At 64.3% G+C, this 26887-nt stretch carries 30 protein-coding genes; 10 read left to right on the top strand and 20 right to left on the bottom strand.

The window, feature by feature from the left end:
* Nucleotides 1–9: 9 nt before the first annotated feature.
* Both AC2FML_RS12270 and AC2FML_RS12265 read left to right on the top strand, forming a co-directional pair.
* Nucleotides 10–708 (top strand): glutathione S-transferase family protein, encoded by a 699-nt coding sequence (locus AC2FML_RS12270; RefSeq protein ID WP_496783327.1) that lies wholly within the window; start codon nucleotides 10–12, stop codon nucleotides 706–708.
* Complete coding sequence (locus AC2FML_RS12265; RefSeq protein WP_170444259.1) at nucleotides 705–1091, top strand: DUF1801 domain-containing protein; 387 nt, start codon at nucleotides 705–707, stop codon at nucleotides 1089–1091. The genes AC2FML_RS12270 and AC2FML_RS12265 overlap by 4 nt, the downstream gene beginning before the upstream one ends.
* On the opposite strand, the gene rnr is transcribed toward AC2FML_RS12265, so the two are convergent.
* Complete coding sequence (rnr, locus tag AC2FML_RS12260; protein WP_496783325.1) at nucleotides 1082–3346, bottom strand: ribonuclease R; 2265 nt, start codon at nucleotides 3344–3346, stop codon at nucleotides 1082–1084. The two genes, AC2FML_RS12265 and rnr, sit on opposite strands and share 10 nt — an antisense overlap.
* 65 nt (nucleotides 3347–3411) lie before the next feature.
* Nucleotides 3412–4551 (bottom strand): succinyl-diaminopimelate desuccinylase, encoded by a 1140-nt coding sequence (dapE, locus tag AC2FML_RS12255; RefSeq protein ID WP_496783323.1) that lies wholly within the window; start codon nucleotides 4549–4551, stop codon nucleotides 3412–3414.
* 201 nt (nucleotides 4552–4752) lie between these two features.
* On the opposite strand from dapE, the gene AC2FML_RS12250 reads away from it, so the two are divergent.
* Nucleotides 4753–5811: a transporter substrate-binding domain-containing protein gene (locus AC2FML_RS12250; protein ID WP_496783322.1), complete on the top strand. Its 1059-nt coding sequence runs from the start codon at nucleotides 4753–4755 to the stop codon at nucleotides 5809–5811.
* Here AC2FML_RS12250 and AC2FML_RS12245 read toward each other — a convergent pair.
* Nucleotides 5808–6155 (bottom strand): DUF8846 family protein, encoded by a 348-nt coding sequence (locus tag AC2FML_RS12245; RefSeq protein ID WP_170364843.1) that lies wholly within the window; start codon nucleotides 6153–6155, stop codon nucleotides 5808–5810. The genes AC2FML_RS12250 and AC2FML_RS12245 overlap by 4 nt on opposite strands.
* A gap of 136 nt (nucleotides 6156–6291) precedes the next feature.
* Here AC2FML_RS12245 and AC2FML_RS12240 point away from each other — a divergent pair, with 136 nt between their 5' ends.
* Nucleotides 6292–6723, top strand: a complete 432-nt coding sequence (locus tag AC2FML_RS12240) for a GFA family protein (RefSeq protein WP_254428971.1) — start codon at nucleotides 6292–6294, stop codon at nucleotides 6721–6723.
* Between the two features lie 72 nt (nucleotides 6724–6795).
* On the opposite strand, the gene dapD is transcribed toward AC2FML_RS12240, so the two are convergent.
* The 3 genes from dapD to AC2FML_RS12225 all read right to left on the bottom strand — a co-directional run bounded on the left by dapD (nucleotide 6796) and on the right by AC2FML_RS12225 (nucleotide 9305).
* Nucleotides 6796–7623: a 2,3,4,5-tetrahydropyridine-2,6-dicarboxylate N-succinyltransferase gene (dapD, locus tag AC2FML_RS12235; RefSeq protein WP_170360728.1), complete on the bottom strand. Its 828-nt coding sequence runs from the start codon at nucleotides 7621–7623 to the stop codon at nucleotides 6796–6798.
* Nucleotides 7624–7742: 119 nt separating this feature from the next.
* A complete protein-coding gene (locus AC2FML_RS12230; protein WP_093964210.1) occupies nucleotides 7743–8342 on the bottom strand; it encodes a GntR family transcriptional regulator in 600 nt (199 codons plus the stop codon).
* A 45-nt stretch (nucleotides 8343–8387) separates the two neighbouring features.
* Entirely contained in the window at nucleotides 8388–9305 is a 918-nt protein-coding gene (locus AC2FML_RS12225; RefSeq protein ID WP_170369158.1) for a threonine/serine dehydratase, read from the bottom strand.
* A 79-nt stretch (nucleotides 9306–9384) separates the two neighbouring features.
* On the opposite strand from AC2FML_RS12225, the gene AC2FML_RS12220 reads away from it, so the two are divergent.
* Nucleotides 9385–10227 carry an LOG family protein gene (locus AC2FML_RS12220; protein WP_093964208.1) on the top strand — a complete coding sequence of 281 codons (843 nt, stop codon included), beginning with the start codon at nucleotides 9385–9387 and terminating at the stop codon, nucleotides 10225–10227.
* 3 nt (nucleotides 10228–10230) lie between these two features.
* Nucleotides 10231–11337 carry a cystathionine gamma-lyase gene (locus tag AC2FML_RS12215; protein ID WP_496783320.1) on the top strand — a complete coding sequence of 369 codons (1107 nt, stop codon included), beginning with the start codon at nucleotides 10231–10233 and terminating at the stop codon, nucleotides 11335–11337.
* 3 nt (nucleotides 11338–11340) lie between these two features.
* Here AC2FML_RS12215 and AC2FML_RS12210 read toward each other — a convergent pair whose 3' ends face one another.
* The gene (locus AC2FML_RS12210) at nucleotides 11341–11724 is read right to left on the bottom strand and encodes a hypothetical protein (protein WP_093964407.1); all 384 of its coding nucleotides are present in this window, start codon (nucleotides 11722–11724) and stop codon (nucleotides 11341–11343) included.
* 179 nt (nucleotides 11725–11903) lie between these two features.
* Between AC2FML_RS12210 and AC2FML_RS12205 the strand changes: the two genes are divergently transcribed.
* The 3 genes from AC2FML_RS12205 to AC2FML_RS12195 all read left to right on the top strand — a co-directional run bounded on the left by AC2FML_RS12205 (nucleotide 11904) and on the right by AC2FML_RS12195 (nucleotide 14938).
* On the top strand, nucleotides 11904–12833 hold the full coding sequence (locus AC2FML_RS12205) for a DnaJ C-terminal domain-containing protein (RefSeq protein WP_496783319.1): 930 nt from the start codon (nucleotides 11904–11906) through the stop codon (nucleotides 12831–12833).
* A complete protein-coding gene (locus AC2FML_RS12200; protein ID WP_170341224.1) occupies nucleotides 12830–13174 on the top strand; it encodes a hypothetical protein in 345 nt (114 codons plus the stop codon). Before AC2FML_RS12205 ends, AC2FML_RS12200 begins: the two co-directional genes overlap by 4 nt.
* Before the next feature lie 84 nt (nucleotides 13175–13258).
* The gene (locus tag AC2FML_RS12195) at nucleotides 13259–14938 is read left to right on the top strand and encodes a U32 family peptidase (RefSeq protein ID WP_496783317.1); all 1680 of its coding nucleotides are present in this window, start codon (nucleotides 13259–13261) and stop codon (nucleotides 14936–14938) included.
* On the opposite strand, the gene AC2FML_RS12190 is transcribed toward AC2FML_RS12195, so the two are convergent.
* The 5 genes from AC2FML_RS12190 to AC2FML_RS12170 form a co-directional block, all read right to left on the bottom strand.
* Nucleotides 14920–15540: a cytochrome P460 family protein gene (locus tag AC2FML_RS12190; RefSeq protein ID WP_170370147.1), complete on the bottom strand. Its 621-nt coding sequence runs from the start codon at nucleotides 15538–15540 to the stop codon at nucleotides 14920–14922. The two genes, AC2FML_RS12195 and AC2FML_RS12190, sit on opposite strands and share 19 nt — an antisense overlap.
* A 216-nt stretch (nucleotides 15541–15756) precedes the next feature.
* The gene (gene rlmN / locus AC2FML_RS12185) at nucleotides 15757–16944 is read right to left on the bottom strand and encodes a dual-specificity RNA methyltransferase RlmN (protein WP_496783316.1); all 1188 of its coding nucleotides are present in this window, start codon (nucleotides 16942–16944) and stop codon (nucleotides 15757–15759) included.
* A gap of 89 nt (nucleotides 16945–17033) precedes the next feature.
* Nucleotides 17034–17411, bottom strand: a complete 378-nt coding sequence (locus AC2FML_RS12180; RefSeq protein ID WP_480637251.1) for a lysozyme inhibitor LprI family protein — start codon at nucleotides 17409–17411, stop codon at nucleotides 17034–17036.
* A gap of 87 nt (nucleotides 17412–17498) precedes the next feature.
* Nucleotides 17499–17666 (bottom strand): hypothetical protein, encoded by a 168-nt coding sequence (locus AC2FML_RS12175; RefSeq protein ID WP_170342136.1) that lies wholly within the window; start codon nucleotides 17664–17666, stop codon nucleotides 17499–17501.
* A 162-nt stretch (nucleotides 17667–17828) separates the two neighbouring features.
* Nucleotides 17829–18362: an invasion associated locus B family protein gene (locus tag AC2FML_RS12170; protein WP_170342134.1), complete on the bottom strand. Its 534-nt coding sequence runs from the start codon at nucleotides 18360–18362 to the stop codon at nucleotides 17829–17831.
* Between the two features lie 179 nt (nucleotides 18363–18541).
* On the opposite strand from AC2FML_RS12170, the gene AC2FML_RS12165 reads away from it, so the two are divergent.
* Nucleotides 18542–19540 carry an asparaginase gene (locus tag AC2FML_RS12165; RefSeq protein WP_170510131.1) on the top strand — a complete coding sequence of 333 codons (999 nt, stop codon included), beginning with the start codon at nucleotides 18542–18544 and terminating at the stop codon, nucleotides 19538–19540.
* Between the two features lie 3 nt (nucleotides 19541–19543).
* Here the strand turns inward: AC2FML_RS12165 and AC2FML_RS12160 are convergent, their stop codons facing one another.
* The 8 genes from AC2FML_RS12160 to hutI all read right to left on the bottom strand — a co-directional run bounded on the left by AC2FML_RS12160 (nucleotide 19544) and on the right by hutI (nucleotide 26874).
* The gene (locus AC2FML_RS12160; protein ID WP_170341211.1) at nucleotides 19544–19864 is read right to left on the bottom strand and encodes a YciI family protein; all 321 of its coding nucleotides are present in this window, start codon (nucleotides 19862–19864) and stop codon (nucleotides 19544–19546) included.
* A gap of 19 nt (nucleotides 19865–19883) precedes the next feature.
* Nucleotides 19884–20321: an SRPBCC family protein gene (locus tag AC2FML_RS12155; RefSeq protein ID WP_170341210.1), complete on the bottom strand. Its 438-nt coding sequence runs from the start codon at nucleotides 20319–20321 to the stop codon at nucleotides 19884–19886.
* On the bottom strand, nucleotides 20309–20638 hold the full coding sequence (locus AC2FML_RS12150; RefSeq protein WP_170364822.1) for an ArsR/SmtB family transcription factor: 330 nt from the start codon (nucleotides 20636–20638) through the stop codon (nucleotides 20309–20311). The genes AC2FML_RS12155 and AC2FML_RS12150 overlap by 13 nt, the downstream gene beginning before the upstream one ends.
* A 50-nt stretch (nucleotides 20639–20688) precedes the next feature.
* On the bottom strand, nucleotides 20689–21567 hold the full coding sequence (serB, locus tag AC2FML_RS12145) for a phosphoserine phosphatase SerB (protein WP_496783314.1): 879 nt from the start codon (nucleotides 21565–21567) through the stop codon (nucleotides 20689–20691).
* Nucleotides 21568–21639: 72 nt separating this feature from the next.
* Nucleotides 21640–23322 carry a urocanate hydratase gene (gene hutU, locus AC2FML_RS12140; protein ID WP_496783313.1) on the bottom strand — a complete coding sequence of 561 codons (1683 nt, stop codon included), beginning with the start codon at nucleotides 23320–23322 and terminating at the stop codon, nucleotides 21640–21642.
* On the bottom strand, nucleotides 23319–24134 hold the full coding sequence (gene hutG / locus AC2FML_RS12135; RefSeq protein ID WP_170391206.1) for an N-formylglutamate deformylase: 816 nt from the start codon (nucleotides 24132–24134) through the stop codon (nucleotides 23319–23321). The genes hutU and hutG overlap by 4 nt, the downstream gene beginning before the upstream one ends.
* Complete coding sequence (gene hutH / locus AC2FML_RS12130; protein WP_496783311.1) at nucleotides 24131–25669, bottom strand: histidine ammonia-lyase; 1539 nt, start codon at nucleotides 25667–25669, stop codon at nucleotides 24131–24133. Before hutH ends, hutG begins: the two co-directional genes overlap by 4 nt.
* Nucleotides 25666–26874, bottom strand: coding sequence for an imidazolonepropionase (hutI, locus tag AC2FML_RS12125; RefSeq protein ID WP_496783310.1), 1209 nt, complete (start codon nucleotides 26872–26874; stop codon nucleotides 25666–25668). Before hutI ends, hutH begins: the two co-directional genes overlap by 4 nt.
* Nucleotides 26875–26887 lie beyond the last annotated feature (13 nt).

The following is a 26887-nucleotide window of genomic DNA, read 5'->3' as shown; positions in this document are numbered from 1 at the left end:
GAGCCTATTATGTTGACCCTTCTTACCTACCCTTCCGCTTTCGGACTTTTCAGCGCCAGCCCCTTTTGCGTCAAAACCGCCTATATGCTGCAGCTGGCCAGGCTGCATTGGCGCCGTTCGGACATGGTCGATCCGCGACAGATGCCGCACAGCAAGTTGCCGGTTTTGCGCACACCCGAACGTCTGGTGCCGGACAGCGACCAGATTCGCGACTGGTTGGAAGCGCAGGGCGCCGAATTCGACCGTGGCCTGAGCGATGTGCAAAAGGGCCAGTCCCGCGCGTTGATCCGCATGGCCGAGGAACATCTGTACTTCCAGATCGTCATTGACCGCTGGGCCAACGACGAGGTTTGGCCAGTTCTGCGCGACACCTTCTTCTATGAGATTCCCCGAATCGTCCGACGCCCGATCTCGAACTCGGTCCGGAAATCGGTCTTGAAAGGCCTTCGGTCCCAAGGGATCGGGCGCTTCTCCGAGGCTGAACGGATGGCGCGGGTCGAACGCGACCTCGAGGCGATCTCAGCCTATCTGTGGCAGGCCCCGTATCTTTTGGGGGATCACCCCACTTCGGCCGACCTCAGCGTCGGCCCGATGCTGGCTGCGATGCGGGCCACTCCGGCCGATACCCGGCTGACCCGGCGCATCAAACAGGATACGCTGCTGAACAGTTATGTTGACCGGATGGAACAGGCTATCCCCCTGCCATGAGGCTTTTCGATGACCCCAACGTGGCGTCTGCCTACGAGGCATTCGCCGCGGACACCAGAAGCGGCGCTCTGGCTCTGCGCGATCTGGTCTTCGCCACTGCGCAGGAACTTCAGCCGGCGGTTTCGGTGACCGAGGCTCTGCGATGGGGTCAACCGGCCTATCTGAGTCCCAAGGGGACAACCATCAGGCTGGGTGGACACACCTCCGCCCGGTTTGCCCTGTTTGTCCACTGCCAGACCCGGCTTATCGGTGAGTTTACCTCGGCCTTTCCCGACGCTGACAGGATTGACGGCAATCGCGCCATCCTGTTCGACGGGATCGAACAGATCGACCCCGTCCGGCATGGATGGCTGATCACCCGGGCGTTGACCTATCACCTCTGACGGCGCTTGCGCTCGACCTTGCGTTTGATCTTGTCCTTCTTGCGCTTGGTGCTGACCGCCTTGCGCCGTGTCGGACGGCCAGGCCGCCCACGTCCGCCGCCGCGCGGCATGGCCTGATCTTCGATCGACAGCAGCTCCAACTCCAACCCGCCGGTTACCGGCGTGGCCTCGGTCAGGCGCACGGTGACCCGCTGGCCGATGGCGATGGTCAGGCCGGTATCGGCCCCCATCAGGGTGCCGGCCTCGGCGTCGAAGTGGAAGAACTCGCGCCCCAGCGACCGCACCGGCACCAGCCCGTCGGCCCCGGTTTCGTCCAGTTTGACGAAGGCCCCGAACCGGGCGATGCCGCTGATGCGGCCGGTGAACTCGTTGCCGACGCGCTCGCTCAGATAGGCCGCCAGATAGCGGTCGGTCGTGTCGCGCTCGGCCATCATCGAGCGGCGCTCGGTGTCCGAGATGTGGGTGGCAATCTCCTCCAGACGCTCGATCTCGTCGGCGGTCAGCCCGTCCTTGCCCCAGCCATGGGCCGAGATCAGCGCCCGGTGCACGATCAGGTCGGCATAGCGGCGGATGGGCGAGGTGAAATGCGCATAGTTGCGCAGCGCCAGCCCGAAATGGCCAAAGTTCTCGGGGCTGTAATAGGCCTGCGCCATCGACCGCAAGGTGCTGAGATTGATCAGCTCAGCATCCTCGGTGCCGGCGGCGGCATTCAACAGCGCGTTCAGGTGACGGGTCTGCAGCACCTGCCCTTTGGCCAGATTCAGCCCGGCGGCCTGTGCCGTCTCACGCAGGCTTTCCAGCTTTTCGGGCGCGGGTTCCTCGTGCACGCGGAACAGCAGCGGGCTGCGCTTGGCGATCAGCGTCTCGGCCGCGGCCACGTTGGCCAGGATCATGAATTCCTCGATCAGCCGGTGCGCGTCCAGCCGCTCGCGGAACGCGACGCTTTCGACCTCGCCCTTGTCGTTCAGCACGATCTTGCGTTCCGGCAGGTCCAGGTCCAGCGGCTGGCGTTCGTTGCGGGCCGTCTTCAGCGCGCCATAGGCAGCATAGAGCGGCTTCAGAACGCTCTCCAGCAGCGGGCCGGTCCGGTCATTGGGGGTGCCGTCGATGGCCTCCTGCACCTCGGCATAATGCAGAGACGCGGCCGAGGGCATCAGCCCCCGCACAAAGCGGTGGTCGATCTTGTTGCCGTTTGCATCGATCCGCATCCGCACCGCGATACAGGCGCGCGGCACGCCTTCGTGCAGCGAACACAGATCGCCCGACAGACGGTCGGGCAGCATCGGCACGACGCGGTCGGGGAAATAGGTCGAGTTGCCCCGCCTGCGCGCCTCGCGGTCCAGCGCACTGCCGGGGCGCACATAGGCGGCCACATCGGCAATGGCGACCCAGATCACGTGACCGCCCGGGTTTTTCGGATCGTCATCGGCATGGGCATAGCAGGCGTCGTCATGGTCGCGCGCGTCCGACGGGTCGATGGTCAGCAGAGGGATGTCCCGCAGATCCTCGCGCCCTTTCAGCCCGACGGGCTTGGCCCGGTCGGCCTCGGCGATCACGTCATCGGGAAAATCATCCGGGATGCCATGCTGGTGGATCGCGATCAGCGACACCGCCTTGGGCGCGGACGGATCGCCCAGCCGTTCCACGATGCGCGCGCGCGGCAGCCCCATGCGGTTTTTCGGCCCCGCCTGCTCGGCCTCGACCAACTCGCCATCCTTGGCGCCCAGCGACGCGCCTTCAGCCACCAGCCATTCGGTCGATCCGGCCTTGTCGATCGGCACGATCCGCCCGCCCTCGGCGCCCTTGCGGAAAATCCCCACGACCCGGCGCGGATTGGCGCCGATGCGGCGGATCAGGCGGGCCTCGTAATTGTGGTCTTCTTCATGCACCTGGGTCAGCCGGGCCAAGATCCGGTCACCTTCGCCCAGCGCCGGGTCGCTGGCGCGGGAAATGATCAGCACGATCGGCTCGACCCCTTCGCCATGCCATTCCAGCGGCCGCGCGAACAGGTCGCCGTCGGCGTTCGGCGCCTTGACCTGCAGCACGCTGACCGGCGGCAGGCGGTCCGGGTCGCGATAGCTGCGCTTGCGCTTTTCCAGATGGCCCTCGGCCTCAAGCTCTTTGAGGATCCGTTTCAGGTCGATCCGGTCCGCGCCCTTGATGCCAAAGGCCTTGGCAATGTCGCGTTTCGAGGTGAGCGTGGGGTTCGCCGAGATCCAGTCGAGGATCTCCTGCTTGGTCGGTATGCGTTTCATGATTTCCGCCTAGCACGCCGATACGACCGCGTCATGACCAAAAAGTGGCCGGACGCATCAATCGCTCAGGCGAAATAATCGGCCAGGATCCGGGCATAGATCGCCTTGAGCTGACGGATCTGCTCGACCGGGACGGATTCGTCCACCTGGTGCATGGTGCGTCCGACCAGACCGAACTCGACCACGGGGCAATGATCCTTGATGAACCGCGCGTCCGAGGTGCCACCGGTGGTGGACAGCTCGGGCCGGCGGCCGGTCTCGGCCTCGACCGCGCGGGCCACCAGTTCCGACAGCGGCCCCGGAGGGGTCACGAAGCTTTCGCCCGAGACCTTGATCCGCGTGTCGATCTGAACGCCGAACTCGGCCGCCACGTCGGCCGCCTGCGCCTTCAGCCAGTCACTGAGACTGGCGCCTGTATGCAGGTCGTTGAACCGGATGTTCACCGCGCCACGGCACTGGGCGGGAATGACGTTGGTGGCCGCGTTGCCGGTGTCCATCGTGACCACCGCCAGGGTCGAAGCGTCGAAATGGTCCGTCCCCCGATCCAGTTCGTGACTGGCCAGCCGATCGATCAGCCGCGCCAAGGCCGGCAGCGGGTTTCTGGCGCGATGCGGATAGGCCGAATGGCCCTGCACGCCCGTCACTTCGAACCACGCGGTCATCGACCCGCGGCGGCCGATCTTCATCATCTCGCCCATCTCGTTGGGGCAGGTCGGCTCGCCCACCAGACAGACCGACATCCGCTCGTCTTGCGCCTGCATGTAGTCCAGCAGCGCGGTGGTGCCGTCAACCGCGTCGCCTTCCTCGTCCCCCGTGATGGTCAGGATGATCGCCCCGTCTGGCGGGGTGTCGCGCACGAAATCCACCGCCGCCGCGACAAAGGCCGCCACCCCCGATTTCATGTCGGTCGCGCCCCGACCGTACAGAATGCCATCATGGATTTCCGCGCCGAACGGCGGGCGGGTCCATGCGGCCTCATCGCCCACCGGCACCACGTCGGTATGGCCGTTGAACCCGAAACTGCGCGCATGCCCCTTGTCGCCCCACCGGGCGAACAGGTTGCAGACGCCGCCGCGATCCACCCGCGTGCAGGTGAAACCGGCCCGCGCCAGGATATCTTCCAGCAGAATCAGCGCCCCGCCTTCCTCGGGTGTGACCGAGGGGCAACGGATCAGGTCTGCGGTCAACTGGACAGAGTCGGTCATTCAGGGGCCTCGCAGGGTCGGCAGGATGTGGGTTCACGCACAGATTCAACGAATTGGCCGCAATGCCAACCCCGATCGGTGGTTTTCCGGTCGCCCAGCCCGAAAAAACGGCAAAAAAGAAATCCCGGTCGATGACCTCGCGACGACCTTGCCGCGCCATGGCAAATTGCGCTAGAGCGCCGCGAAACAGGTGAACCAGCCATGACGCGCGCCCTTTTCGCATTGATCTGCCTGACCTTCGCGGTCTTTGCACAACACAGCCAAGCCGAAACTCTGACGGTCACGACGGTGGAGCGTCCTCCGTTCTCGTATGTGGATGAGGGCGAGGACACCGGCTTCTCAATGGACCTGCTGGCCGCGCTGGCTGAAGAACTGGATTGGGAATACACGGTCGTTCGTGTCGATGCGTTCGGGGACATGCTGTCGGCGGTCGAAAACCGCGAAGCCGACATGGCGATCGCGAATATTTCGATCACCGCAGGCCGTGAAGCCCGAATGGATTTCAGCCAGCCGATTTTCGAAGCCGGCCTTCAGATCATGGTACCAGCAGACGCGGCGCGCAGCCCGTCCTTGATGCAGGCGCTTCTGTCACGCGAGCTGTTCATCGCCATCGGGCTGGCCTTTGCCATCCTGCTGGGTGGCGGCATGCTGATGTGGGGGTTCGAACGCCGATCCCAACCCTATTTCGACCGCGACCTGAACGAGGCCTGGTTCCCGTCCTTCTGGTGGGCGTTGAACCTGGTGGTCAATGGCGGATTTGAAGAGCGGATGCCCCGGACCCCGTTCGGGAGAGTTCTGGGTGTGATCCTGGTCGTATCCTCGCTGTTCATCGTGTCGGTTTTCACCGCGCGGATCACCTCGGTCATGACGGTGGATGCGATCACCAGCAACATCAACTCGGTCAATGATCTGTACGGCAAACAGGTCGGGACAATCTCGGGTTCGACCGCCGCCAGTTTCCTGAACCGGCGCGAGGTCGAATTCAACGGGTACGAAGACCTAGACAGCATGTTGACCGCGTTCAAGGATGGGGACCTAGATGCCGTCGTGTTCGACGCACCGATCCTGTCGTATTTCGCCGCACATGAAGGCCGCAAGATTGCGGCAATGACCGGCGGCGTCTTCCTGCGCGAAAACTACGGTATCGTCTTCCCGACCGGGTCACCTCTGGTCGAGGATGTGAACCAGGCGCTTCTGGGCCTCCGCGAAGATGGCACCTATGACCAGATCTATCGCAAGTGGTTCGGCACGCGCCGCTAGGCGCCTTCGGGCTTTTCGCCGAAGAAGGGCGTCATCTGCGCAACAATAACCGCGTTTTCCTCAAGCGCCCTCTGCATCAGAGCGCGTTCGTCGGGGTCGATCTCGTGCCCCTGCGCCTCGCGCTCGGCCAGGGTGCCATAGCCGGTTACGTCCAGCGGAGCCGTGTCGGCCTGCTTGAGAATGGCGACGGTTTCGCGCACGGCCTCGGCCTCGTCCACGCCGCTGGCATAGCACATGAGCGCCGCGCCGGTGGCGCCTTCGGGCAGGCCGTCGCCATCCTTGCGGCCAATCTGGACCAACAGAGTATAGACCTGCTGGCGCGAGGGTTTCTTTTGCTTTTCCATGCCGTGGGCCTTAGCCGGGGGCCGGTCGATGGTCAAGCATGGCAGCTGGACGCGGTTCCCGGATGCCGTGTCGTTTTTTGACGCGCTCAGGCCCACCGTCCAGTCAGACTGGTCGCGAAAAACGACGGAGGACATCATGACCAAACGCGGCCGCTGCTTGTGCGGTGAAACCCGCTGGGAGTTTGAGGGCGCCGAGACCTGGAGCTGCTACTGCCATTGTGACGATTGCCGCCGCAACTGCGCCGCGCCCGTGGTCGCATGGTTGGGCGTACCCTTGCGCAATTTCCGATGGACCGCCGCAACACCGCGTAGTTTCGCCAGTTCGAAAGGCGTCCAGCGACATTTCTGCGCAACCTGTGGCTCTCCGATGGGGTTCGAGGCCGACCACTATGAAGGCGGGATGCACCTGTACGCGGCCTCATTGGAAGACCCTGTGGACTTTGCGCCAACCTTTCACGTCAATTTTCAAAGCAAGCTGCCCTGGCTGGAACTGCACGATGACTTGCCGAAATACGACGGCACCCTGCTGCACGCGCCCGAGGATCTCGCCGACTACACGACGGGATAGGTCCGACCCTGCCGAACAAAAAAGGCCGCGGACCAGAGCCGCGACCTTTGGAACTTTGAACAATGCCTGCGATCAATCGCGCAGCAGCTCGTTGATCCCGGTCTTCGAGCGGGTCTTTTCATCCACCCGCTTCACGATCACCGCACAGTACAGGTTGATCCCGTTCTTTGACGGCATCGAACCGGACACCACCACCGAATAGGGCGGCACCTCGCCATAGAACACCTCGCCCGACTCGCGGTCGACGATCTTGGTGGACTGGCCGATATAGACGCCCATGCCCAGAACCGAGCCCTCGCGGATGATGCAGCCCTCGACCACCTCGGAGCGGGCGCCGATGAAGCAGTTGTCCTCGATGATGGTCGGGCCGGCCTGCATGGGTTCCAGCACGCCGCCGATGCCGACGCCGCCGGACAGGTGGACGTTCTTGCCGATCTGCGCGCAGGACCCGACCGTGGCCCAGGTATCGACCATCGTGCCTTCGTCCACATAGGCGCCGAGGTTCACGAAAGACGGCATCAGCACCACGCCCGGCGCGATATAGGCCGACTTGCGAACCACGCAGTTGGGCACCGCGCGGAAACCGGCCGCGCGCCACTGGTTTTCACCCCAGCCGGCGAACTTGCTGTCGACCTTGTCCCACCAGCCGCCGCCCTGCGGGCCGCCGGACTGGATTTCCATGTCCTTGATGCGAAAGCCCAGCAGAACCGCCTTCTTGGCCCACTGGTTCACATGCCAGCTGCCATCGGCCTGCTTCTCGGCGACCCGCAGCGCGCCGCTGTCCAGCGCGTTCAGCGTGTCCTCGATCGCTTCGCGCTGTTCACCGGTGGTGGCGGGCGTGATCGTGTCGCGGGCCTCCCATGCGGCCTCGATGGCGGTTTCCAGTTGGGCGTTGGACATGGGGTTACTCCGTGCTGACTCTCGTTTGGTTGGTGTTGCCTATATGAAAGCCGGGGCCAATGCGCAATGCGACGTTGGCGGAGCCGTTTGCGGCCACCCGGCGCGAAAACCCGTCGGTTTCAGCTGGCGCGGCGGATATGGCGCACCAGAATCGCTGTGGCCGTGGCGGTATCGCGGCGCTTCATCGCCTGCACGATGGCGGCGTGGTCGGTGTCTTTCCGCTGGACCCAGCGGTGACGCCAATGGGCGAACAGATGGCGGGCGCTGGCGATATGCAGATCGTCGATCGTATGCAGCAGGCGCGGCCGCGCGCAGGGTGTCAGGATCGCCCGATGAAAGGCGCGGTTCCGGGTTTCCCATGTGGGCATGTCCTGCGCCTCGTCGCAGGCGATGCGGGCCTTGTCGGCCGCCTTGAGATCCGCCGGTGTCAAATTCTGGATCGCATGTTGCAGGGCCAGCGATTCCAGGGCCACGCGCATCTCGATCACCTCGCGCACCTCGGCCGGGTCCAACGCGGTGACGCGCATGCCGCGCCGTGGTTCGCTGTGGGCGAGACCATGCGCCTGAAGCCGCAACAGCGCCTCGCGCACCGGGACATGGCTGGTGTCGAACGCCCGCGCGATATGGTCCTGCCGCAATTTCTCACCCGCGGGCAGCTCGCCCGTGATGATGCGCTGGCTGAGCCGGTCATAGATGGAATCTGCGATCGTGGCGGTCATGGGATTTTATCTATAATCCCAAGGCTCGGGCCTCAAGGCGCAAATTCAGGCGGTCAGAGGGTCAGGTGCGATATTGCCCCCGCAGACCAGAACCGCGACCCGTTCGCCCGGTTCCGGCGTGTAGACGCCCGAGGTCAAGGCCGCCAGGGCCGTCGCGCCCGCCGGCTCGACCAGAATGCGGTGCGCCTGCCACAGGCGCTGCTGCGCCTCGGCGATCGCGTCATCGCTGACCAGCACCGACGTCATCCCCTGCGCCAGCCCGAAACAGATGTCGCCGATCCGCCGCGCACCCAGCGCGTTGGCGGCTATGCCGGAAACGGACACATCCACGGGCGCTCCGGCCTGCAACGCCGCGTTCAAGGCACATGAGGTTTCCGGCTCGACCGCAACGACCTTGCGCGCGCCCTGAAACCAGGCCAGCGCCCCCGCGATCAGCCCGCCGCCGCCTACCGCCACCAATACGGTATCGGCCTGCAGGCCCTGGCTGTCCCATTCGGCAAAACATGTGCCCTGCCCGGCCACGGTGGCCGGCGCATCATAGGCATGGATCTGCATCGCACCTGTTCGATCTTCGTGTTCACGCGCCATCGCCAGGGCGTTTGCGTATTCACCCGGCACCACGCTCAGATCCGCGCCGATCCGTTCGATCAGAGCAATTTTGGACGGGCCGGCCATTTCGGGCACGAAGATCTTGGCCGGATGGCCCAGCGCCCGCGCGGCATAGGCTGCAGCCGCACCGTGATTCCCGCCCGATGCCGCCACGACCCCTGCCGCCGGAACATCGAGGCTGAGCAACGTGTTGAACGCCCCGCGCGCCTTGAAACTGCCGGTGTGCTGGAAATGCTCCAGCTTCATCTCGACCGGCTGCGCCAGTCCCAGCGCGTCGCTTGTCATGACCGGTGTCACCTGCGCGTGGCCATTGATGCGTTCGGCTGCGGCCGAAATTTCAGTCTTCCAATCCATTCTCGTCTTTCCGTGACTGGCACTCTGCCCGCGAACCCTATAGCTGTTTGAAAAACACGCAAGCAGGGAACCCCCAGCAATGAGAGAAGACCGCCTCAGCCCTTTCCGCGATGCGCATACCGACCGCTCGACCGCAAGCGAAGTCCCCGACACGCCGCAGACACGCTCGCCCTCGTACCGGCTGGCCTTTGCCGATGACGATTTCCTGTGCCGCGAGGAACTGCGGCCCGTGCGTCTGCAACTGGAACTGCTGAAGCCCGAAATGATCATGGCCGAACGCCAGATCACGTCGACCATCGTGATGTTCGGCGGCGCGCGAATCCCGGAACCGGCCAAAAAGGACAGCGCCCGGACGGCCACGTTGGCCGGTCTGTCGCAATACTATGACGAGGCGCGCGAATTCGCCCGGCTGATGACCGAGAAATCCAAGCAAAGCGGGTGCCGCGAGAACGTCATCGTCACCGGCGGTGGCCCCGGCGTGATGGAGGCCGGAAATCGCGGCGCCAAGGATGCCGGTGGCTGCTCGATCGGGCTGAACATCGTGCTGCCGCACGAGCAGGCGCCCAATGCCTATGTCACCCCTGAGCTGAGCTTCAATTTCCACTATTTCGCCATACGCAAGATGCATTTCCTGATGCGCGCCCGTGCGATCACCATCTTCCCCGGCGGATTCGGCACGATGGATGAGTTGTTTGAGTCCCTCACCCTGATCCAGACCGGCCGGATGGAGCGCGTGCCGTTCCTGCTGTTCGGGCGCGAGTTCTGGGAGCGGGTGATCAATTGGGAAGCGCTGGCCGATGCCGGGACCATTTCCGAAGAGGATCTGGACCTGTTCCGCTTTGTCGATACCGCGCAGGAGGCGGTCGACATCATCGAGCGCTGGGAACCCGCCCCGCCGCGCGACGACATTCCGGGGCGCTGAGCGATGGCGCGCACCCCCAAGACAGGTGAGATGCTGCATCTGCGCGGCAATGCCCTGAGCAAAGGCGACCCGGTGGCCTTGCCGCTGACCCAAAGCAGCATGTTCCACCTGCCCGGCGCGCCGGACGGTCACCCGACCTATGGCCGGGTGGACAACCCGACCTGGACACAGGTCGAGCATGTGCTGGCGCATCTCGAAGACGCACCCTGCCTGATTTTTCCGTCCGGCATGGGTGCAATTTCGGCTGCACTGTTCGCCACCGTGCGGGCGGGGTCGCGCATCCTGATCCCGTCGGACGGGTATTATGTCACCCGCCTGCTGGCCGACCGGTTCCTCGCCCCGCTGGGCGTGTCGGTCGAAGAGCGCCCAACGACCGCATTTGCGCAGGGCGGGTTCGACGGGTTCGACGTGGTCTTCGTCGAAAGCCCCTCCAACCCCGGGCTCGACATGATCGATCTGGCGCAGGTGGCCCGCGACGTGCGCGCCGCGGGTGGCATCACCATCGCCGACAACACGACGCTGACCCCGCTGGGACAGCGCCCGCTGGACCTGGGCATCGACATCGTCGTCGCCTCGGACACCAAGGCGATGGGCGGGCATTCCGACCTGCTGATGGGCCACGTGGCCAGCCGCGATGCCCAGATCATGGAACGGGTCGAGGAATGGCGTCGCGCCTCGGGCGCGATCCCCGGCCCGCATGAGGCCTGGCTACTGCATCGCGGGCTGGAGACGCTGGACGTCCGGTTCGACCGCATGAGCAGCTCGGCGCAGGTTCTGGCCGAACGGCTGGCCGATCATCCGGCGGTCACGCAGATCCGCTATCCAGGCCTGCCTTCGGACCCGTCGCACGATCTGGCCCGAAAACAGACCGCACGGTTCGGCTTTCTGCTGACTATCACGCTGGCCTCGGAAGACCAGGCCGAACGGTTCATCAATGGCTGCCCGCTGTTGCGCCCGGCCACGTCCTTCGGTGGCGTGCACAGCTCGGCCGAGCGGCGCGCGCGCTGGGGGGATCAGGTCGATCCCGGTTTCGTGCGCCTGTCGGTCGGGTGTGAACCAGTGGACGAGCTGTGGCAGGCTCTGAACGACAGCCTAAATGCGCTGGCCTGAGCCTTATTTCTTGGGCTCGCGCAGTTCGGTGAAGACGTAGATCGGCAGCAGAACCCCGGCGATCAGGGCGCCCAGCCACACCAGAAGCGTCGCCGCCAGCAGGTTCGAGATACCGCCGACGGTCAGCCCTGCGGCGACCAGATCGGTGATCAGCAGGCCCACGAAGGTGACCACCAGAGCGATACCGCCCTTCAGCGCCGGCACGTTCTTTTCCCCGATCTTCAGGATCAATGGCTCGGCCACGACCTGAACCAGGGTGAACACGATCACCACCACGATGAAGGACACCGGCTTGATCGAAAAGCCGGTCAGCAACAGGCTGGCCAACAACAGACCGATGGCATTGCCCGCCAACAGGGCCAGGGCCGACTTGATTCTGCGTGACATGCGTTTGACTCCATCCGCAACAGTTCAAAACATGCGGATATTATCAGGATGCCGGAATTTTTCGAGAAAATTCAATCTTCTCGGTATTCGGTCCTGTTGAAATTCCATGACACGACACAATCTGAAAGATTAACTGCCAACAACATCCACTGGCGCAACCCATCAGAAACGAGAGATATATGAGCGACAATCCATATTCGGTGTTGGGCGTCTCGAAAGACGCCAGTGCCGCCGAAATCAAGAAAGCCTACCGGCGCATCGCCAAGGACTGCCACCCGGACCTCAAGCCCGGGGACGCCAAGGCCGAGGCCAAGTTCAAGGCCGCCGCCGCAGCCTATGACCTGCTGAAGGACCCCGAAACCCGGGCAAAATTCGACCGGGGCGAGATCGACGCCTCGGGCCAGGAGCGCCCGCAGCAGCAATACTACCGCGAATATGCGGAAACCGCGGGCAACCCCTATCGCGCGGGTGGCGGGGTTGAGGACGATGACATGTCCGATATCTTTGCTCAGTTCTTCGGCAACCGTGGCAACGGAGGCTTCAACGGGGGGCGTGCGCGCGAGTTTCATGCGCCCGGTCACAACGTGAACTACAGCCTGCAGATCAGCTTCCTGGATGCCGTCTTTGGCGCCACGCAAAAGCTTACCCTGCCCAGTGGTGACCGGATCGAGGTGAAGATCCCTGCCGGCATCACCGACGGCCAGACCATCCGCCTGCGTGGCAAGGGCGCGCCGCGCTATGGCGAGGGGCCGCCGGGCGACGCGCTGGTCACGATCCGCGTGGCCGAACACCCGGTGTTCAAGCGCGAGGGCGACGACATCCGCATCACCCTGCCGATCACCATCGACGAGGCCGTTCTGGGCGGCAAGGTCCCCGCGCCCACGATCGACGGCCGCGTGAACGTGACCGTGCCCGAGGGCACAAGCAGCGGCAAGACCCTGCGCCTGCGCGGCAAAGGCGTCAGGAAACGCGGCTCGGACAAACGCGGCGACCAGCTGATCGAGCTGAGCGTGGTGCTGCCCGACCAGATCGACGACGAACTGAAGCAGTTCATGCAGAACTGGCGCAAGTCGCACAGCTATGACCCGCGGAAAGGAATGCCGGCATGACCCGTTCTCTGACCGAAGCCGAACTGATCGAAGCCGTCCAGAACCTGACATCAGAGCGGTTGTCCCGGTTCCTGTCCGCCCGGATCGTGATCCCGCGCCAGTCCGACCAGGGGCTGGTCTACGAGCGGCTGGACATGGCACGCCTGCAACTGGCTTGCGAGTTGGATGACCAGTACGAGATGGAGCCCGACGCCCTGTCGATGGTGCTGTCGCTGATCGACCAGATGCACGGCCTGCGGGCAGAACTGCGCGAGGTGCTGCGCGCCATCGACGCCCAACCCGACCCGGTCCGCAGCCAGCTGGTCGAACGGATCGGAACAGCGCGGTTCCGCCGCGGCTAGGACCTGTCTGCAAGGCAGGTTTGCCCTTCTGGACTCGGTGGTTTTGCCTTAGAAGGCACCATCGATTCAGAACCGGGTGCTGCGATGACACGGACCAAGTCGGAATTGCTGATGCCTGCGGGCAATCTGCGCAAGCTGAAACTGGCCATCCTGTACGGGGCGGATGCGGTGTATCTGGGCACGCCCGACATGTCTCTGCGCACCAAGTCCGAGTTTTCGCTGGACGAGGTGATTGAAGGGGTCGAGTTCTGCCACGCGCATGGCCGCCGCGCCTATCTGACGCTGAACCTGTTTTCGCACAACAAGGACATCCCCAAGCTGGACGAATACATCGACACCGTGCGCAAGGTACGGCCGGACGGGTTGATCATCGCCGACCCCGGCGTATTCCAGTATGTGCGCGACCGCGCGCCCGAACTGCCGCTGCATATCTCGACCCAGGCCAATATCTGTTCGTGGCTGTCGGTGAAGTTCTGGCAGGATCAGGGGGCCGAACTGGTGGTGCTGGCGCGCGAGGTCTCGTATCCCGAACTGGTGGAAATCCGAGAGAAATGCCCCGACATCCGGCTCGAGGCTTTCGTGCACGGCGCCATGTGCATGACCTATTCGGGCCGCTGCCTGCTGTCGAACTTCATGGCGGAACGTGGCGCCAACCAGGGCAACTGCGCCAATTCCTGCCGCTGGAACTATGCGCTGAAGCTGCGGCTGAAGGACGGCACCCATCAGGAACTGCGGATCACCGAGGAAAACGCCGACCTGTTCGAATTCCTGCTGGAAGAAGGCTGCCGCCCGGGTGAACTGATGCCGATCGAAGAGGATGATCGCGGCTCGTACATCCTCAATTCGCGCGATCTGTGCATCATGCCCAAGCTGGACGAATACCTGAAGATCGGCGTCGACAGCCTCAAGGTCGAGGGGCGCGGCAAGTCGGAATACTATGCCGCCATCGTCGCGCGCGCCTATCGCATGGCCATCGACGATTACTATGCCGATCCCGAGAACTGGGACCCGAAGCCTTACATGCGCGAGTTGGAGACCGTGGGAAACCGCGGCTACACGCTGGCCTTTCACGAAGGGCGGCTGACCAATTACGCCCATGATTACGAACACACCGCGACCATCGCCCAATGGGAATATGCCGGGCTGGTGACCGACGTGACCGAGGATGCCTTCCTGGTCGAAGTGAAGAACAAGCTTGAACCCGGCGACGTGCTGGATTTCGTCTCGCCCATCTCGCGCGAGACGGTCCTGCTGCGCGCCTACGAATTCGAACGCGCCAGTGACGGCGCCAGGCTGGACGTGGTGCATGGCAGCACGAAAACCGTGATCCGCCTGCCGTTTGCCCTGTTCGATCACGAAGACCCCGACGACCTGCGCGCCCGTTTCCCGGTATATTCGGTCCTGCGCAAGGAGCGCGCCCTGACCGACGAACATTGGAGCCGCATCCGTTTTGACAAGCTGGTGCAGGGCTTGGAAACCTCGGGGCGCGACAATCCAGCCGCCTATGCCCGCCGCCGGGACGAGCTGGTGGAGAAGATCGGTCAGGACGGCACCGAGCGCCTGTTCAAGACCAACCGCGTGGGCACCGAGGGCTGTTGCGGCAAGGGGTGCAACGGCTGCCTGATCTTCTGGCAGGATGACAAATACGCCCTGGCGCGCGAGGTTCTGTCAAAACGCAAGCAGGGAGAGCAGCTCAGCCGGCGCGAGGCCGCCGCCCTGAAACTGCCCGGCGACGCGGCCCGCGATCAGTTGCCGACGCGGTAATCCTCGGGCACGAAGAACGTATAGTCGCGGTCAGCCACCGCTTCGTGGCAGTCATGGCAATAGGCAACCGCCCCCGCGCGATCCCCCATCGTGTCACCGAACAGAGACCCGTCGGGCATCACCATGACATAGCGCCAGTCGGCGGTGTCGGGGCTGGTGCCTTCGGGCAGTTTCTCCATCACGAACAGGGCGCCGGGATGCACCCGGCCCTCATCCGTGACGGTCATGCTGTCCTTGGCCAGAACCGAGCCCACGGGCAGCTTTTCCCCCGGTTGCAAGGTGCCGTAATTGTGGGCCATCCGGTTGGCATAGCTGTTGACGTAGCGCTGCCCATGCGTGGCCGACAGGTACGGCGCGTCGTTGAACAACGGCCAGTTCTGATAGTTCATCAGTTGATCCAGATGCGCGGTGGCATAGCCGCGATCCATCTGTTTCCTGAGGGCGCGATAGTGCTGCTGCGCGTCCTCTTTGCTCAGGTCCGCCGGGTTCTCGATCGCCAGATGCGCCTCGGTCTCGTTGGATTGCGCCCATGCAATGGCTGCGCCCGATGCAACCAATACGGCGGTCATGCAGATCGTGGACAGGTTCGTCAGTGCGTTCATGTATTGGCCCACCCTGTTCCAGGCTTGCCTGAATTCCGCAGATTTCCCCGACAAATTTGAGCGGACTGGACGAAACGCACCAGAACCGGACTGTCCAACTCACCGTCTTGTGCGCAGATTTTACGTGCGCGCAACCGCGCACCTCTCATGCCTCAAGACTACCAAATTCAGCCGTAGAATTACAGACCATTTGCCCGCGAACCCGCGGGCATCGGATCAACCTTTCAGCCCGGCCTCGGCCTCGATCTGGCGGCGCGACTTGCGGGCGCGCTCGGTGGCCGATTTCAACTGACCGCAGGCGGCCATGATGTCCTCGCCCCGCGTCTTGCGGATGGGCGAGGCGTACCCGGCCTGATAGATGATGTTGGCAAAGGCCCGGATCCGGTTGTTCGAGCTGCGCTTGTAGGGCGCGCCGGGCCACTCGTTGAACGGGATCAGGTTGATCTTGGCCGGAATGTTGTGGCGTTTGATGTGGTCGATCAGGCGATGCGCGTCCTCGTCGCTGTCGTTCACGCCGTCCAGCATCACGTATTCAAAGGTGATCCGCTCGGAATTCGACGCGTTGGGATAGCTGGCCAGCGCCTGCAGCAGTTCCTCGATGTTCCAACGCTTGTTGATCGGCACCAGAACGTCGCGCACCTCGTCCATGGTGGCGTGGAACGAGATCGCCAGCAGGCAACCGATCTCTTCCGCCGTGCGCGCGATTTCGGGCACCACGCCCGACGTCGACAGAGTGATCCGCCGGCGCGACAGCGAAATGCCCTCGGGATCCATCGCGATCTTCATCGCGTCGCGGACGTTTTCGAAATTGTAGAGCGGCTCGCCCATGCCCATCAGCACGATGTTGGAGAGCAGGCGCGTCTCGTTCTTGGGCGCGCCCGGGGTGGGCCATTCGTCCAGATCGTCACGCGCCATCATCACCTGACCGATGATCTCGGCCGCAGTCAGGTTGCGCACCAGCTTCTGCGTTCCGGTGTGGCAGAACGAACAGGTCAGCGTGCAGCCCACCTGCGACGAGATGCACAGCGTGCCGCGATCCTCTTCGGGGATGTAGACGACCTCGACCTCGTGCCCACCGGCGATGCGCACCAGGTACTTGCGGGTACCATCTTCCGAGACCTGGCGGGTGACCACCTCGGGGATTTCGATCACGAAATTCTCGGCCAGCTGCGCGCGATAGGCCTTGGCCAGATTGGTCATCTGGTCGAAGTCGCGCACGCCCCATTGATAAATCCACTGCCAGATCTGGTTCACCCGCATCTTGGCCTGCTTTTCAGGCGTGCCATGTTCGATCAGAACCTCGCGCAGCCGGTCGCGGGTGACGCCCACAAGGTTGATCTTTCCCTCGGGCAATTTGCGGGGAATGGTCATGACATCCTGGGTGATCGGCGCTTTGGCGGACATGGCGGTTCTCGGGCGTTCTGGCTTGGGATGCGCCTCTATATAGGAACGCTGCCAAAGATCAAAAGGATTCGTGCGAACCTGTCCGAATGTCAGTCGAGGAGCCGCAACAGCTCGGTGACACGGGCCCGCCCCAACTCGACCCGGCACGAGGTGATCGCAATGCCCGTTCCGGATCCACCACCAAAAGACGCGCCAACTGCTTCGCACTGCGCATCGCGGTAGGTCTTCCAGGCCTCTTGAGAAGTTTCAAGCGCCGGCAAAGCAACAGCCCGACCCGTCACTTCGTCCAGTTCCTTCGCCGCATCGACCGCGAACCCAAAGGCCTCGACCAAAGCGGCCTCGACATTGGTTTCAGCCCGACCGACGCATGTCCCGATCTCGACCTGAGATCCGGCATCGGCACATTCCAGCGCAGGGTCTGCAAATGCCGATACCGGAAGAAGAATTGCTGCCCAAACCCAACGCATGTCCGTCTCCTCGCCTGTCTACCCACGGTTTCAGACAGAGCTTAGCACAGCGGTCAGGCTTGGGCACGATTTAGGTGCAGCGGGCGATCACACCCCGGCTGGCGGGATGTAGCAGTCCTCGGCATCCAGTGTCTTGACCGGATCATTCGGGCCGCATTGCTCGCCCGTGACCGGATAGGTTTCGGTGGATTTCTCGCACGCGCTCAGAGTTGCCGCTGCAACAATCAGAACCGCAATAAGGGGTTTGGTCGACATGTCTGGACTCCTTCTTCGTTGTCTGAACAGATTGGTTCAGAAATTGAGTCCGTCAGCCTTGATGCGGATCAAGTTTTGGTGCCGACGTTGCGTAAACGGATGGCACAAAAACGCAAAACCCCGCCATTTTGGCGGGGCTTGAGATCTGGACTGGTTGGGCAGTTACTTGGTGCAGCGCTTCTCGGCGTCTTCGATGGCTGCGGTAAAGCCCAGCAACGAGAACGTGTCCTTGGTCTGGGTCCCGCGTTCGGACCGTGCGGTCAACACGGCCTCGGTCCCGCGCTTCATCGCCGTGACGATCTTGGCATCATCCGCGGCGCTGGCGGGCCACGCCCACTCGCCCTCGGTGAACAGTTCGAACTCGGACCCGTCGATTTCCAGGTTCACCGTGGACCCGGGGGCGAATGGGTAGCCTCCGGTGAATGTCACCTGACCTTTGACCTCGGCGTTGGGGCGATAGAACACGAACAGCAAAATGTCGCTGCGACGCACCGATACCACACGGCCACCGCGGGTATTCACGGTCTCCTTGGGGGCGGATACGCTCCAGCACTCGGTCGGATCGTCTTCGACGAACACGCTCCAATCAGTCTGAGCGGACACACGGTTCGTACTGGTCGCCTGCTGGGCGATCGCTGTCGTGGCCATCCCTGCCACACAAAGGCCCGCGCATACGCGGGCGAGCATTGTTTTCATTCGTTCAGCCTCCTGGCTCGACCCACACCTCAACTCCATCCCGGAAGGCCGCGAACTCTGACGGTCCGTCTGTTGCAGTTGCGCATCCGGATGATTGCCGACATACACACACTAACGCAGGTTTCGCCACAGGCGAAAGGGCGATTGGCAGAATTTTGCGCACATTCCGGAGGGACGACATGACGCAGCCAGTACCGATGACCGAACTGTGGCGCGGACCGCTGTTGGAGAGCCTTCATCTGGGCCATGCGGTGATCTGCGACGACAGCGGCCAGATCGTGCGCAGCTGGGGCGATCCGAACGCGGTGATCTATCCGCGGTCGTCAGCCAAGATGATCCAGGCGCTGCCGCTGATCACCTCGGGCGCGGCGGCCAAATACGGGCTGGGCTCCGAGCATCTGGCGCTGGCCTGCGCCTCGCACAACGGCGCGGCGATCCATACCGAGCGCGTGACCGCTTGGCTGGATCACCTGGGCCTGTCCGAGCCCGATTTGCGCTGCGGCCCGCAGGAGCCGGCCGACATGGCCGCGCGCGACGGCCTGATCCTGGCCGACGACACCCCCTGCCAGATCCACAACAACTGCTCGGGCAAGCATTGCGGGTTCCTGACCCTGGCCCGGCACATGGGCGCAGGCCCCGAATATATCGAAATCGACCACCCCGTGCAGCAGGCCTGCCTGTCGGCCTTCGAAGAGACCACGGGCGAGGACAGCCCCTGTTACGGGATCGACGGTTGCTCGGCGCCCAATTTCGCCACTTCGCTGGTGGGGCTGGCGCGGTCGATGGCGTGGTTTGCCTCGGCCGGCGACCGGTCGGACCGGGCCAGCGACGCGGCCCTGCAATTGACCCGGGCGATGGTCGCCCACCCCGAGCTGGTGGCCGGCGAAACTCGCGCCTGCACCGAACTGATGCGGGCGATGAACGGCCGTGCCGCGATCAAGACCGGGGCCGAGGCCGTGTTCGTCGCGATCATCCCGGAAAAGAAGATGGGTGTGGCGCTTAAGATCACCGATGGCGCCACCCGCGCCAGCGAATGTGCCATCGCCGCCATTCTCGTCAGCCTCGGCGTGCTCGAGGCCGATCACCCGGCCACGCGCAAATTCATGAACGCCACGCAATACAGCCGCCGCGGGCTGGAATGCGGCGTGATCCGCCCCGCGCCGGGTTTCCCCGGCTGAGGGTCACATCTCGATCTCGTGGATCTCGGCCACCTCGACCGAGCCCGAGCCGTTGACCACCATGGGGCAGCCCTTGGCCATGTCGGTGGCGGCTTCGATGCTGTCGGCCTTGACGACGGTAAAGCCCGAGGCCGGGTTCGGCCCGCCATTGCCGGCCACGCCATCGGCGCTGACGGTATGGGACTGGCCCACCGGGTTGCCGGGGATTTCCAGCGCCGGCCCCATGTTCTGGAACCACGCGCCCCAGGCGGCCATGGTGGCTTCGATCTCGGCCGGGTCGGTCGGCGTGGTGCCGCCGTGATAGACAAACAGGTACTGAGGCATTTTCTGGTCTCCCTTTTGGTCAGACGGGGTTGGCAAGCCGGGCTTCCAGCTTGCGCAGCGACGAAGTCCAGCCGCTTTCATGATTGGCCGAGACGTCGTCATCGCCCAGATCGCGGTGATCCAGGATCAGGCGCGCTCCGGTGTCGGTCGGCTCGACCGCCAGCTTCACATGGCTCTCGGCGCCGCGCTGGTCCTGGTCGTCATGCCAGCCCCAGGTGAACCCGACCGAGTTCGGTGGGTCCACATGGGTCACATGCCCGGACACCTTGAAACGCTGCCCCTCGCGATTGACCATGACCGAATACCACGGACCTAGGCGCGAGAAATCCAGATCGTGCTCCGGCACCTCGACCCCTTCGGGCCCCCACCACTGCAACAATCTGGTTCCGTCGCTGATCCAGGCGAACAGGGTTTCGGCGCTGACCGGAAAGTCGCGCACCAGCTTCAGGTCGGCCATGAGGAGTCCTCCTGCAGAATGTCGCCCAGGCGGTCCAGGCTGGCCTCCCAGAACTGTCGTTTCGAGATGGTCCATTCGGCAATCGCGCGCAGCCCCTCGGGGCGGATCGAATAGATGCGCTGGGTGCCGTTGACGCGCTGATTCACCAGCCCGGCCTGCCGCAGAACCTTCAGGTGCCGGGAAATGGCTGCGCCGGACATGCCCTTGCCCTGGGCTAGGTCTCCGGCAGGCAGTTCGCCGTGATCCATCAGTTGTTCAACGATCGTGAATCGGGTCGGGTCGGACAGGGCCGAAAAGGCATCGAGCAGCGTGTTCATAGCTATTGATTAACACGAACGTTAAACAATGGGAACCCGAAACCGTCGGATCAGCCCCGCGCAAAGTCCGATCGGGCATATCCCTGCAGGTACAGCAGCGCGGTCAGGTCGCCATGGTTGATGCGCACGTCGCATTGCGCGGCGACCGAGGGCTTGGCGTGCAGGGCCACGCCCGTCCCGGCGCGCTCCAGCATGCCCAGATCATTCGCCCCGTCGCCCACGGCGATCACTTCGGCCTCGGAAATACCCAGCCGGGCCGAGATCTGTTCCAGCGCCTCGACCTTGGCCTGACGGCCCAGGATCGGGCGCTGCACGTCACCGGTCAGCTTGCCGTCCTCCGCCAGTAGCGAGTTGGCGCGGTTCTCGTCAAAGCCCAGCAGCTCGGCCACGCGGGCCGTGAACGCCGTGAACCCGCCCGAGACCAGCGCGGCATAGCCACCATTGGCCCGCATCGTCGCCACCAGTTCGCGGCCGCCCGGCATCAGGGTGATGCGCTGGTTCAGCACCCGGTCGATCACCGACACGTCCAGCCCCTTCAGCAGGCCCACCCGCTCGGTCAGCGCGCCTTCGAAATCCAGCTCGCCATTCATGGCGCGGGCGGTGATGTCCTTGACCCGCTCGCCTACCCCGGCCTCGTCGGCCAGTTCGTCGATGCATTCCTGCTGGATCATCGTGCTGTCCATATCGGCCAGCAGCATCTTCTTGCGGCGGCCCTCGGCCGGCTGCACCACCAGATCGACGCCCAATTTCTGCAGGTCGGCCCAGACATCCCAACGGTTGGCCGGAACCGCCGGCAGGGCAAATTCGGCCGCCTCGTCGGGGCTCAGCCACTGGATGTCGCCCCCGCCCCAGGCATTGCGCAGCGAGTCGATCAGCGCCCCGTCCAGCGATGGCGTCTTGGGGTTGGTCAACAGGGTGGCAACGTACATCTTGATCCTCCGGCAGCCTGCCCTGCGCATATCGCAGGTGCAGCATTTCCGCCAGAGGCCAATTCCGCGCCGCTAGCCCAGAATGCCCGGCAGGCGCAGCCCGTGTTCGCGGGCGCAGTCCTTGGCGATGTCATACCCCGCATCCGCATGACGCCACACGCCCGAGGCCGGGTCGTTCCACAACACCCGCTCCAGCCGCCGCGCGGCGTCCTCGGTGCCGTCGGCGCAGATCACCACGCCCGCGTGCTGGCTGAAGCCCATGCCGACCCCGCCGCCGTGATGCAGCGACACCCAGGTCGCGCCGCTGGCGGTATTGATCAACGCGTTCAGCAGCGGCCAGTCCGACACGGCGTCGGACCCGTCCAGCATCGCCTCGGTCTCGCGGTTGGGGCTGGCGACCGAGCCGCTGTCCAGATGATCCCGTCCGATGACGACCGGTGCGCTCAGTTCTCCGTTCGCGACCATCTCGTTGAAGGCCAGACCCGCGCGGTGCCGGTCGCCCAGCCCGATCCAGCAGATCCGCGCGGGCAGGCCCTGAAACGCGATCCGGTCACGGGCCATGTCCAGCCAGCGATGAAGATGCTCGTTCTCGGGGAACAACTCCTTCATCTTGGCGTCGGTCTTGTAGATATCTTCGGGGTCGCCCGACAGCGCGCACCAGCGGAACGGGCCGATGCCTCGGCAGAACAGCGGGCGGATATAGGCCGGGACGAAGCCGGGAAAGGCAAAGGCGTTCTCAAGCCCCTCGTCCTGCGCGACCTGACGGATGTTGTTGCCATAGTCCAGCGTCGGCACGCCCGCGTTCCAGAAATCGACCATCGCCGCGACATGCTGCTTCATCGAGGCGCGCGCGGCCTTTTCCACTGCTTTAGGGTCTGTTTCCCGCTTTTCGCGCCATTGCGCCAAGGTCCAGCCCAAGGGCAGATACCCGTTGATCGGATCATGGGCGCTGGTCTGGTCGGTTACGATGTCGGGGCACATCCCACCGGCGGCCATGCGGCGGTAGATCTCGGGAAAGATCTCGGCCGCATTGCCCAGCAGACCCACGGACTTCGCCTCGCCCGCCTTGGTCCAGCGGTCGATCATGGCGAGCGCCTCGTCCAGTGTTTCGGCCTTTTCATCCAGGTATTTGGTGCGCAGGCGAAAATCGATGCTGTCAGGATTGCATTCCACCGCCAGACAGCAGGCCCCGGCGAAGACTGCCGCCAGAGGCTGTGCTCCGCCCATGCCGCCCAGCCCACCGGTCAGGATCCATCGGCCGGTCAGGTCGCCGCCATAGTGCTGGCGCCCGGCCTCGGCGAAGGTCTCATAGGTGCCCTGAACGATGCCCTGCGTTCCGATATAGATCCACGACCCGGCCGTCATCTGGCCGTACATCATCAGGCCCTTCCGATCCAATTCGTTGAAATGGTCCCAGGTCGCCCAATGCGGCACGAGGTTGGAATTGGCGATCAGCACCCGCGGCGCGTCCTTGTGCGTGCGGATGATCGCCACCGGCTTGCCGGACTGCACGATCAGGGTCTCGTCGGCCTCGAGATCCTTCAAACTCCCAACAATAGTGTCGAAATCTTTCCAGGTCCGCGCCGCACGGCCGATGCCGCCATAGACCACCAATTCGTGCGGGTTTTCAGCCACATCGTGGTGCAGGTTGTTCATCAGCATCCGCAACGGGGCCTCGGTCAGCCAGCTCTTGGCATTCAGCTCCGGCCCGGTCGGCGGAAAGACGTCACGGGTGTTCTTGCGCGGGTCACTCATTTCGGGGCTCCTTTTTCGGCCAGTGCGCCCGACAAGGCCAAGGCAAGCAGGCGGTCAAGCATCTCTTGCAGGTGCGGGCGCAGGCGTTCAGCCCGGTCCGCGCGCCAGGTCCAGGGCGGGGTCTCGTCCATATAGGCGCGTTGGGCGATCTCCATCTGGATCGCATGTATACCCTTGTCTGGGCGGCCATAGTGCCGGGTGGTCCAGCCGCCCTTGAATCGGCCGTTCAGCACCGCGGTACAGCCCGACGCATGGGCCACGGCATCCACCGCATGCGCGACCTCGGGTGCGCAGGTGGTGCCGTCATTGGTGCCAGTGTTGAACACCGGCAACTCTCCGTCGAACAGGAAGGGGATCAGGGACCGGATCGAGTGGCAGTCGAACAGGATCGCCACGCCATGCCTGGCCCGCACCCGCTCCAATTCTTCCTGCAACGCGGCGTGGTAGGGGGCGTGGAACTTCTCGCGCCTCTCCTCGATTTCATCTTCCGACGGCTCCTGCCCTTCCAGCCATATGGGTTGCCCGTCGAAATCGGTCAGCGGCACCAGGGTCGTCGTGTTCTGCCCCGGATAGAGCGACACGTCCGCCGGATCGCGATTGGCGTCGATCACATAGCGGTGCACGCGGGACTGAACCACCGTCGCATCGCCCAATAGCCTCTTATAGAGCCTATTTATGTGCCAATCCGTATCGGCCAACGCCCGGCCAGTCTGGTTCAGGCGCGCATGGATCTCCTCGGGCACGACGGTTCCGCCATGCGGTTGGCCCAGCACGATCGGGCCCTGCCCCCGCTGCACCTCGACCATGGTCATGCCGTCACCTCCGGCAGCGGTACGCCCAGCGCCTCGAGTATCGCGCCGCTGGCCACAAGATCCTTGGCCTGCTCCAGTTCCGGGGCCAGGTACCGGTCCTCCGCCAAAGGCGGGATATCGGCGCGCAGCCGCGCAATCACCCGCTGCAAGGGCGCGCTGGTGACCAGCGGGGCGCGGAACTCGACGCCCTGGGCGGCGCAGAGCAGTTCGATCCCCAGAATATGGTTCAGGTTTTTCACCATGCGCGTCAGACGCCGCGCCCCATGGGCGGCCATCGAGACGTGATCTTCCTGGTTGGCCGAGGTGGGCGTGCTGTCGGTGACGCACGGATTGGCCAGATGCTTGTTTTCGCTCATCAGCGCGGCGGTCGTGACCTCGGCGATCATGAAGCCGGAATTCAAGCCCGGGTCGGGGGTCAGGAATGGCGGCAGATCGAAGCTGAGCGTCGGATCCACCATCAGCGCGATCCGGCGTTGCGCGATGGCCCCGATCTCGGACAGGGCCAGCGCGATCATGTCGGCGGCAAATCCCACCGGTTCGGCGTGAAAATTGCCGCCCGAAACGATCATGTCGGGATCGGACAGCACCAGCGGGTTGTCAGTGGCCGCGTTGGCCTCGGTCTGCAGGGTGGCGGCAGCCTGCCGGATCACGTCCATCGCGGCACCGGTGACCTGCGGCTGGCAGCGAATGCAATACGGATCCTGCACGCGGCTGTCGCCCTCGCGATGGCTTTCGCGTATTTCCGACCCCTGCAACACGGCCCGCATGGCGCTGGCGGCCTCGATCTGGCCGCGATGACCGCGCAGGGCATGGATCTCGGGTTGCAGCGGCGCGGTGGAGCCCATGATGGCATCGGTCGATACGGCCGAAACGACGAGCGCGTTCTGCGCCGCGCGCCAGCCCTCGAACAGGCCCGCCAAGGCGTAGGCCGTCGAAAACTGGGTGCCGTTGATGAAGGCCAGCCCCTCTTTCGGCCCCAGCTGAACAGGCTCTAATCCGGCCTTTTTCAAGGCTTGTGCGCCTGGCATGACCGTACCGTTCAGCTCGGCTTCGCCTTCGCCGATGATCACCGCCGTCATGTGGGCCAGCGGCGCCAGATCACCCGAGGCCCCCACCGAGCCCTGCGCCGGGATCACCGGTGTCACGCCACGGGCCAGCATCTGCTGCAGCAGCTCCACCAGCGCCCACCGCACCCCAGATGCGCCGCGCCCGAAAGACAACAGCTTGAGCGCCATCATCAGGCGCGCCAACCGCCGCGGCACCGCCGGGCCGACCCCGCAGCAATGGCTGAGGATCAGGTTGCGCTGCAGCGCCGAGGTGTCCTTGGCCGCGATCTTGAGGCTGGCCAGCTTGCCGAAACCGGTATTCACGCCATAGACGGGCTGATCTCCGGCGGCGGCCTCGGCGATGCGGGCGGCGGCGGCCTCGACAGCCGGGCGACGGCCCTGATCCAGAACCACCGGCGTTTCGTTCCAGTAGATCTCCGCCAGTTGGGCCAGCGAGACCAGCCCCGGAACCAAGGTCAAAGCGCTCATGCCGCCCCTCCGAAAATGCGCGCGTGCAGCGGGTTGAACCCGATCCGATAGGCCAGCTCGGCCGGGTGAGAGACGTCCCACACGGCCAGATCCGCCCGCTGGCCCGGCGCGATCGTGCCGACATCGGTCAACCCAAGTGCGCGGGCGGCATTGCGGGTGACCCCGGCTAGTGCCTCGGCCGGGGTCATGCGAAACAGGGTGCAACCCATGTTCATCGTCAGCAGCAGCGACGTCAGCGGCGAGGACCCCGGGTTGCAATCGGTGGCCAGGGCCATCGGCACCCCGGCCTTGCGGAACAGGTCGATCGGTGGGGCCTGCGTTTCCCGCAACGTGTAGAACGCGCCGGGCAGCAGAACCGCGGTCGTTCCAGCCTCGGCCATGGCAGCCACGCCGGCGGCGTCCACATATTCGACGTGATCGGCTGACAGGGCGCCGTAGGAGGCCGCCAGCCGGACCCCTCCCAGGTTTGACAATTGCTCGGCATGCAGCTTGACCGGCAGCCCCAAATCACGCGCGGCGTCGAACACCCGGGCGATCTGAGCCGTATCGAAGGCGATTCCCTCGCAGAACCCGTCAACGGCATCCACCAGCCCCTTGGCATGGGCCGCGCGTAGGGTCGGGATGCAGACCGTGTCGATATAGGCGTCCGCGCGCCCCGTAAATTCGGGCGGCACTGCATGAGCGCCCAGAAAGCTGGTCCGGACCCGCACCGGGCGCTGCTTTGCAATTTCCCGGGCCGCGCGCAACATGCGCAGCTCGGTGTCCTGATCCAGTCCGTAACCGGACTTGATTTCAATGCAGGTCACACCCTCGGCCAACAGCGCGTCTATGCGAGGCAGCGACTCTTGGATCAAGTCCTGCATACTGGCGGCGCGTGTGGCGGTGACCGTCGACAGAATTCCCCCGCCGGCGCGCGCGATCTCCTCGTAGGTTGCCCCGTTCAACCGCATTTCGAACTCAACCGCCCGGTTGCCCCCGAAAATCGCATGCGTGTGCGGATCGATCAGGCCCGGAGTGATCAACCGATCTGCGAAATCGACGATCGGCCAGTCGGTGTGATCCGGCGGCAGATCTCGGTGCGGTCCGATCCATTGGATCCGGCCCGACGAAACAGCAATCGCCGCGTCTTCGACCAAGCCATAGGACGCAACCCCATCCGCCATGGTTGCGATCCGCCGACAACAAATCACCGAATTTCTGGTCATCGCGATTCTTTTG

The organism is Ruegeria sp. BHSC029, assembly GCF_059613085.1.
Note: the sequence above shows the minus strand (reverse complement) of the source record. Positions and strands in the feature narration are given on the sequence as shown.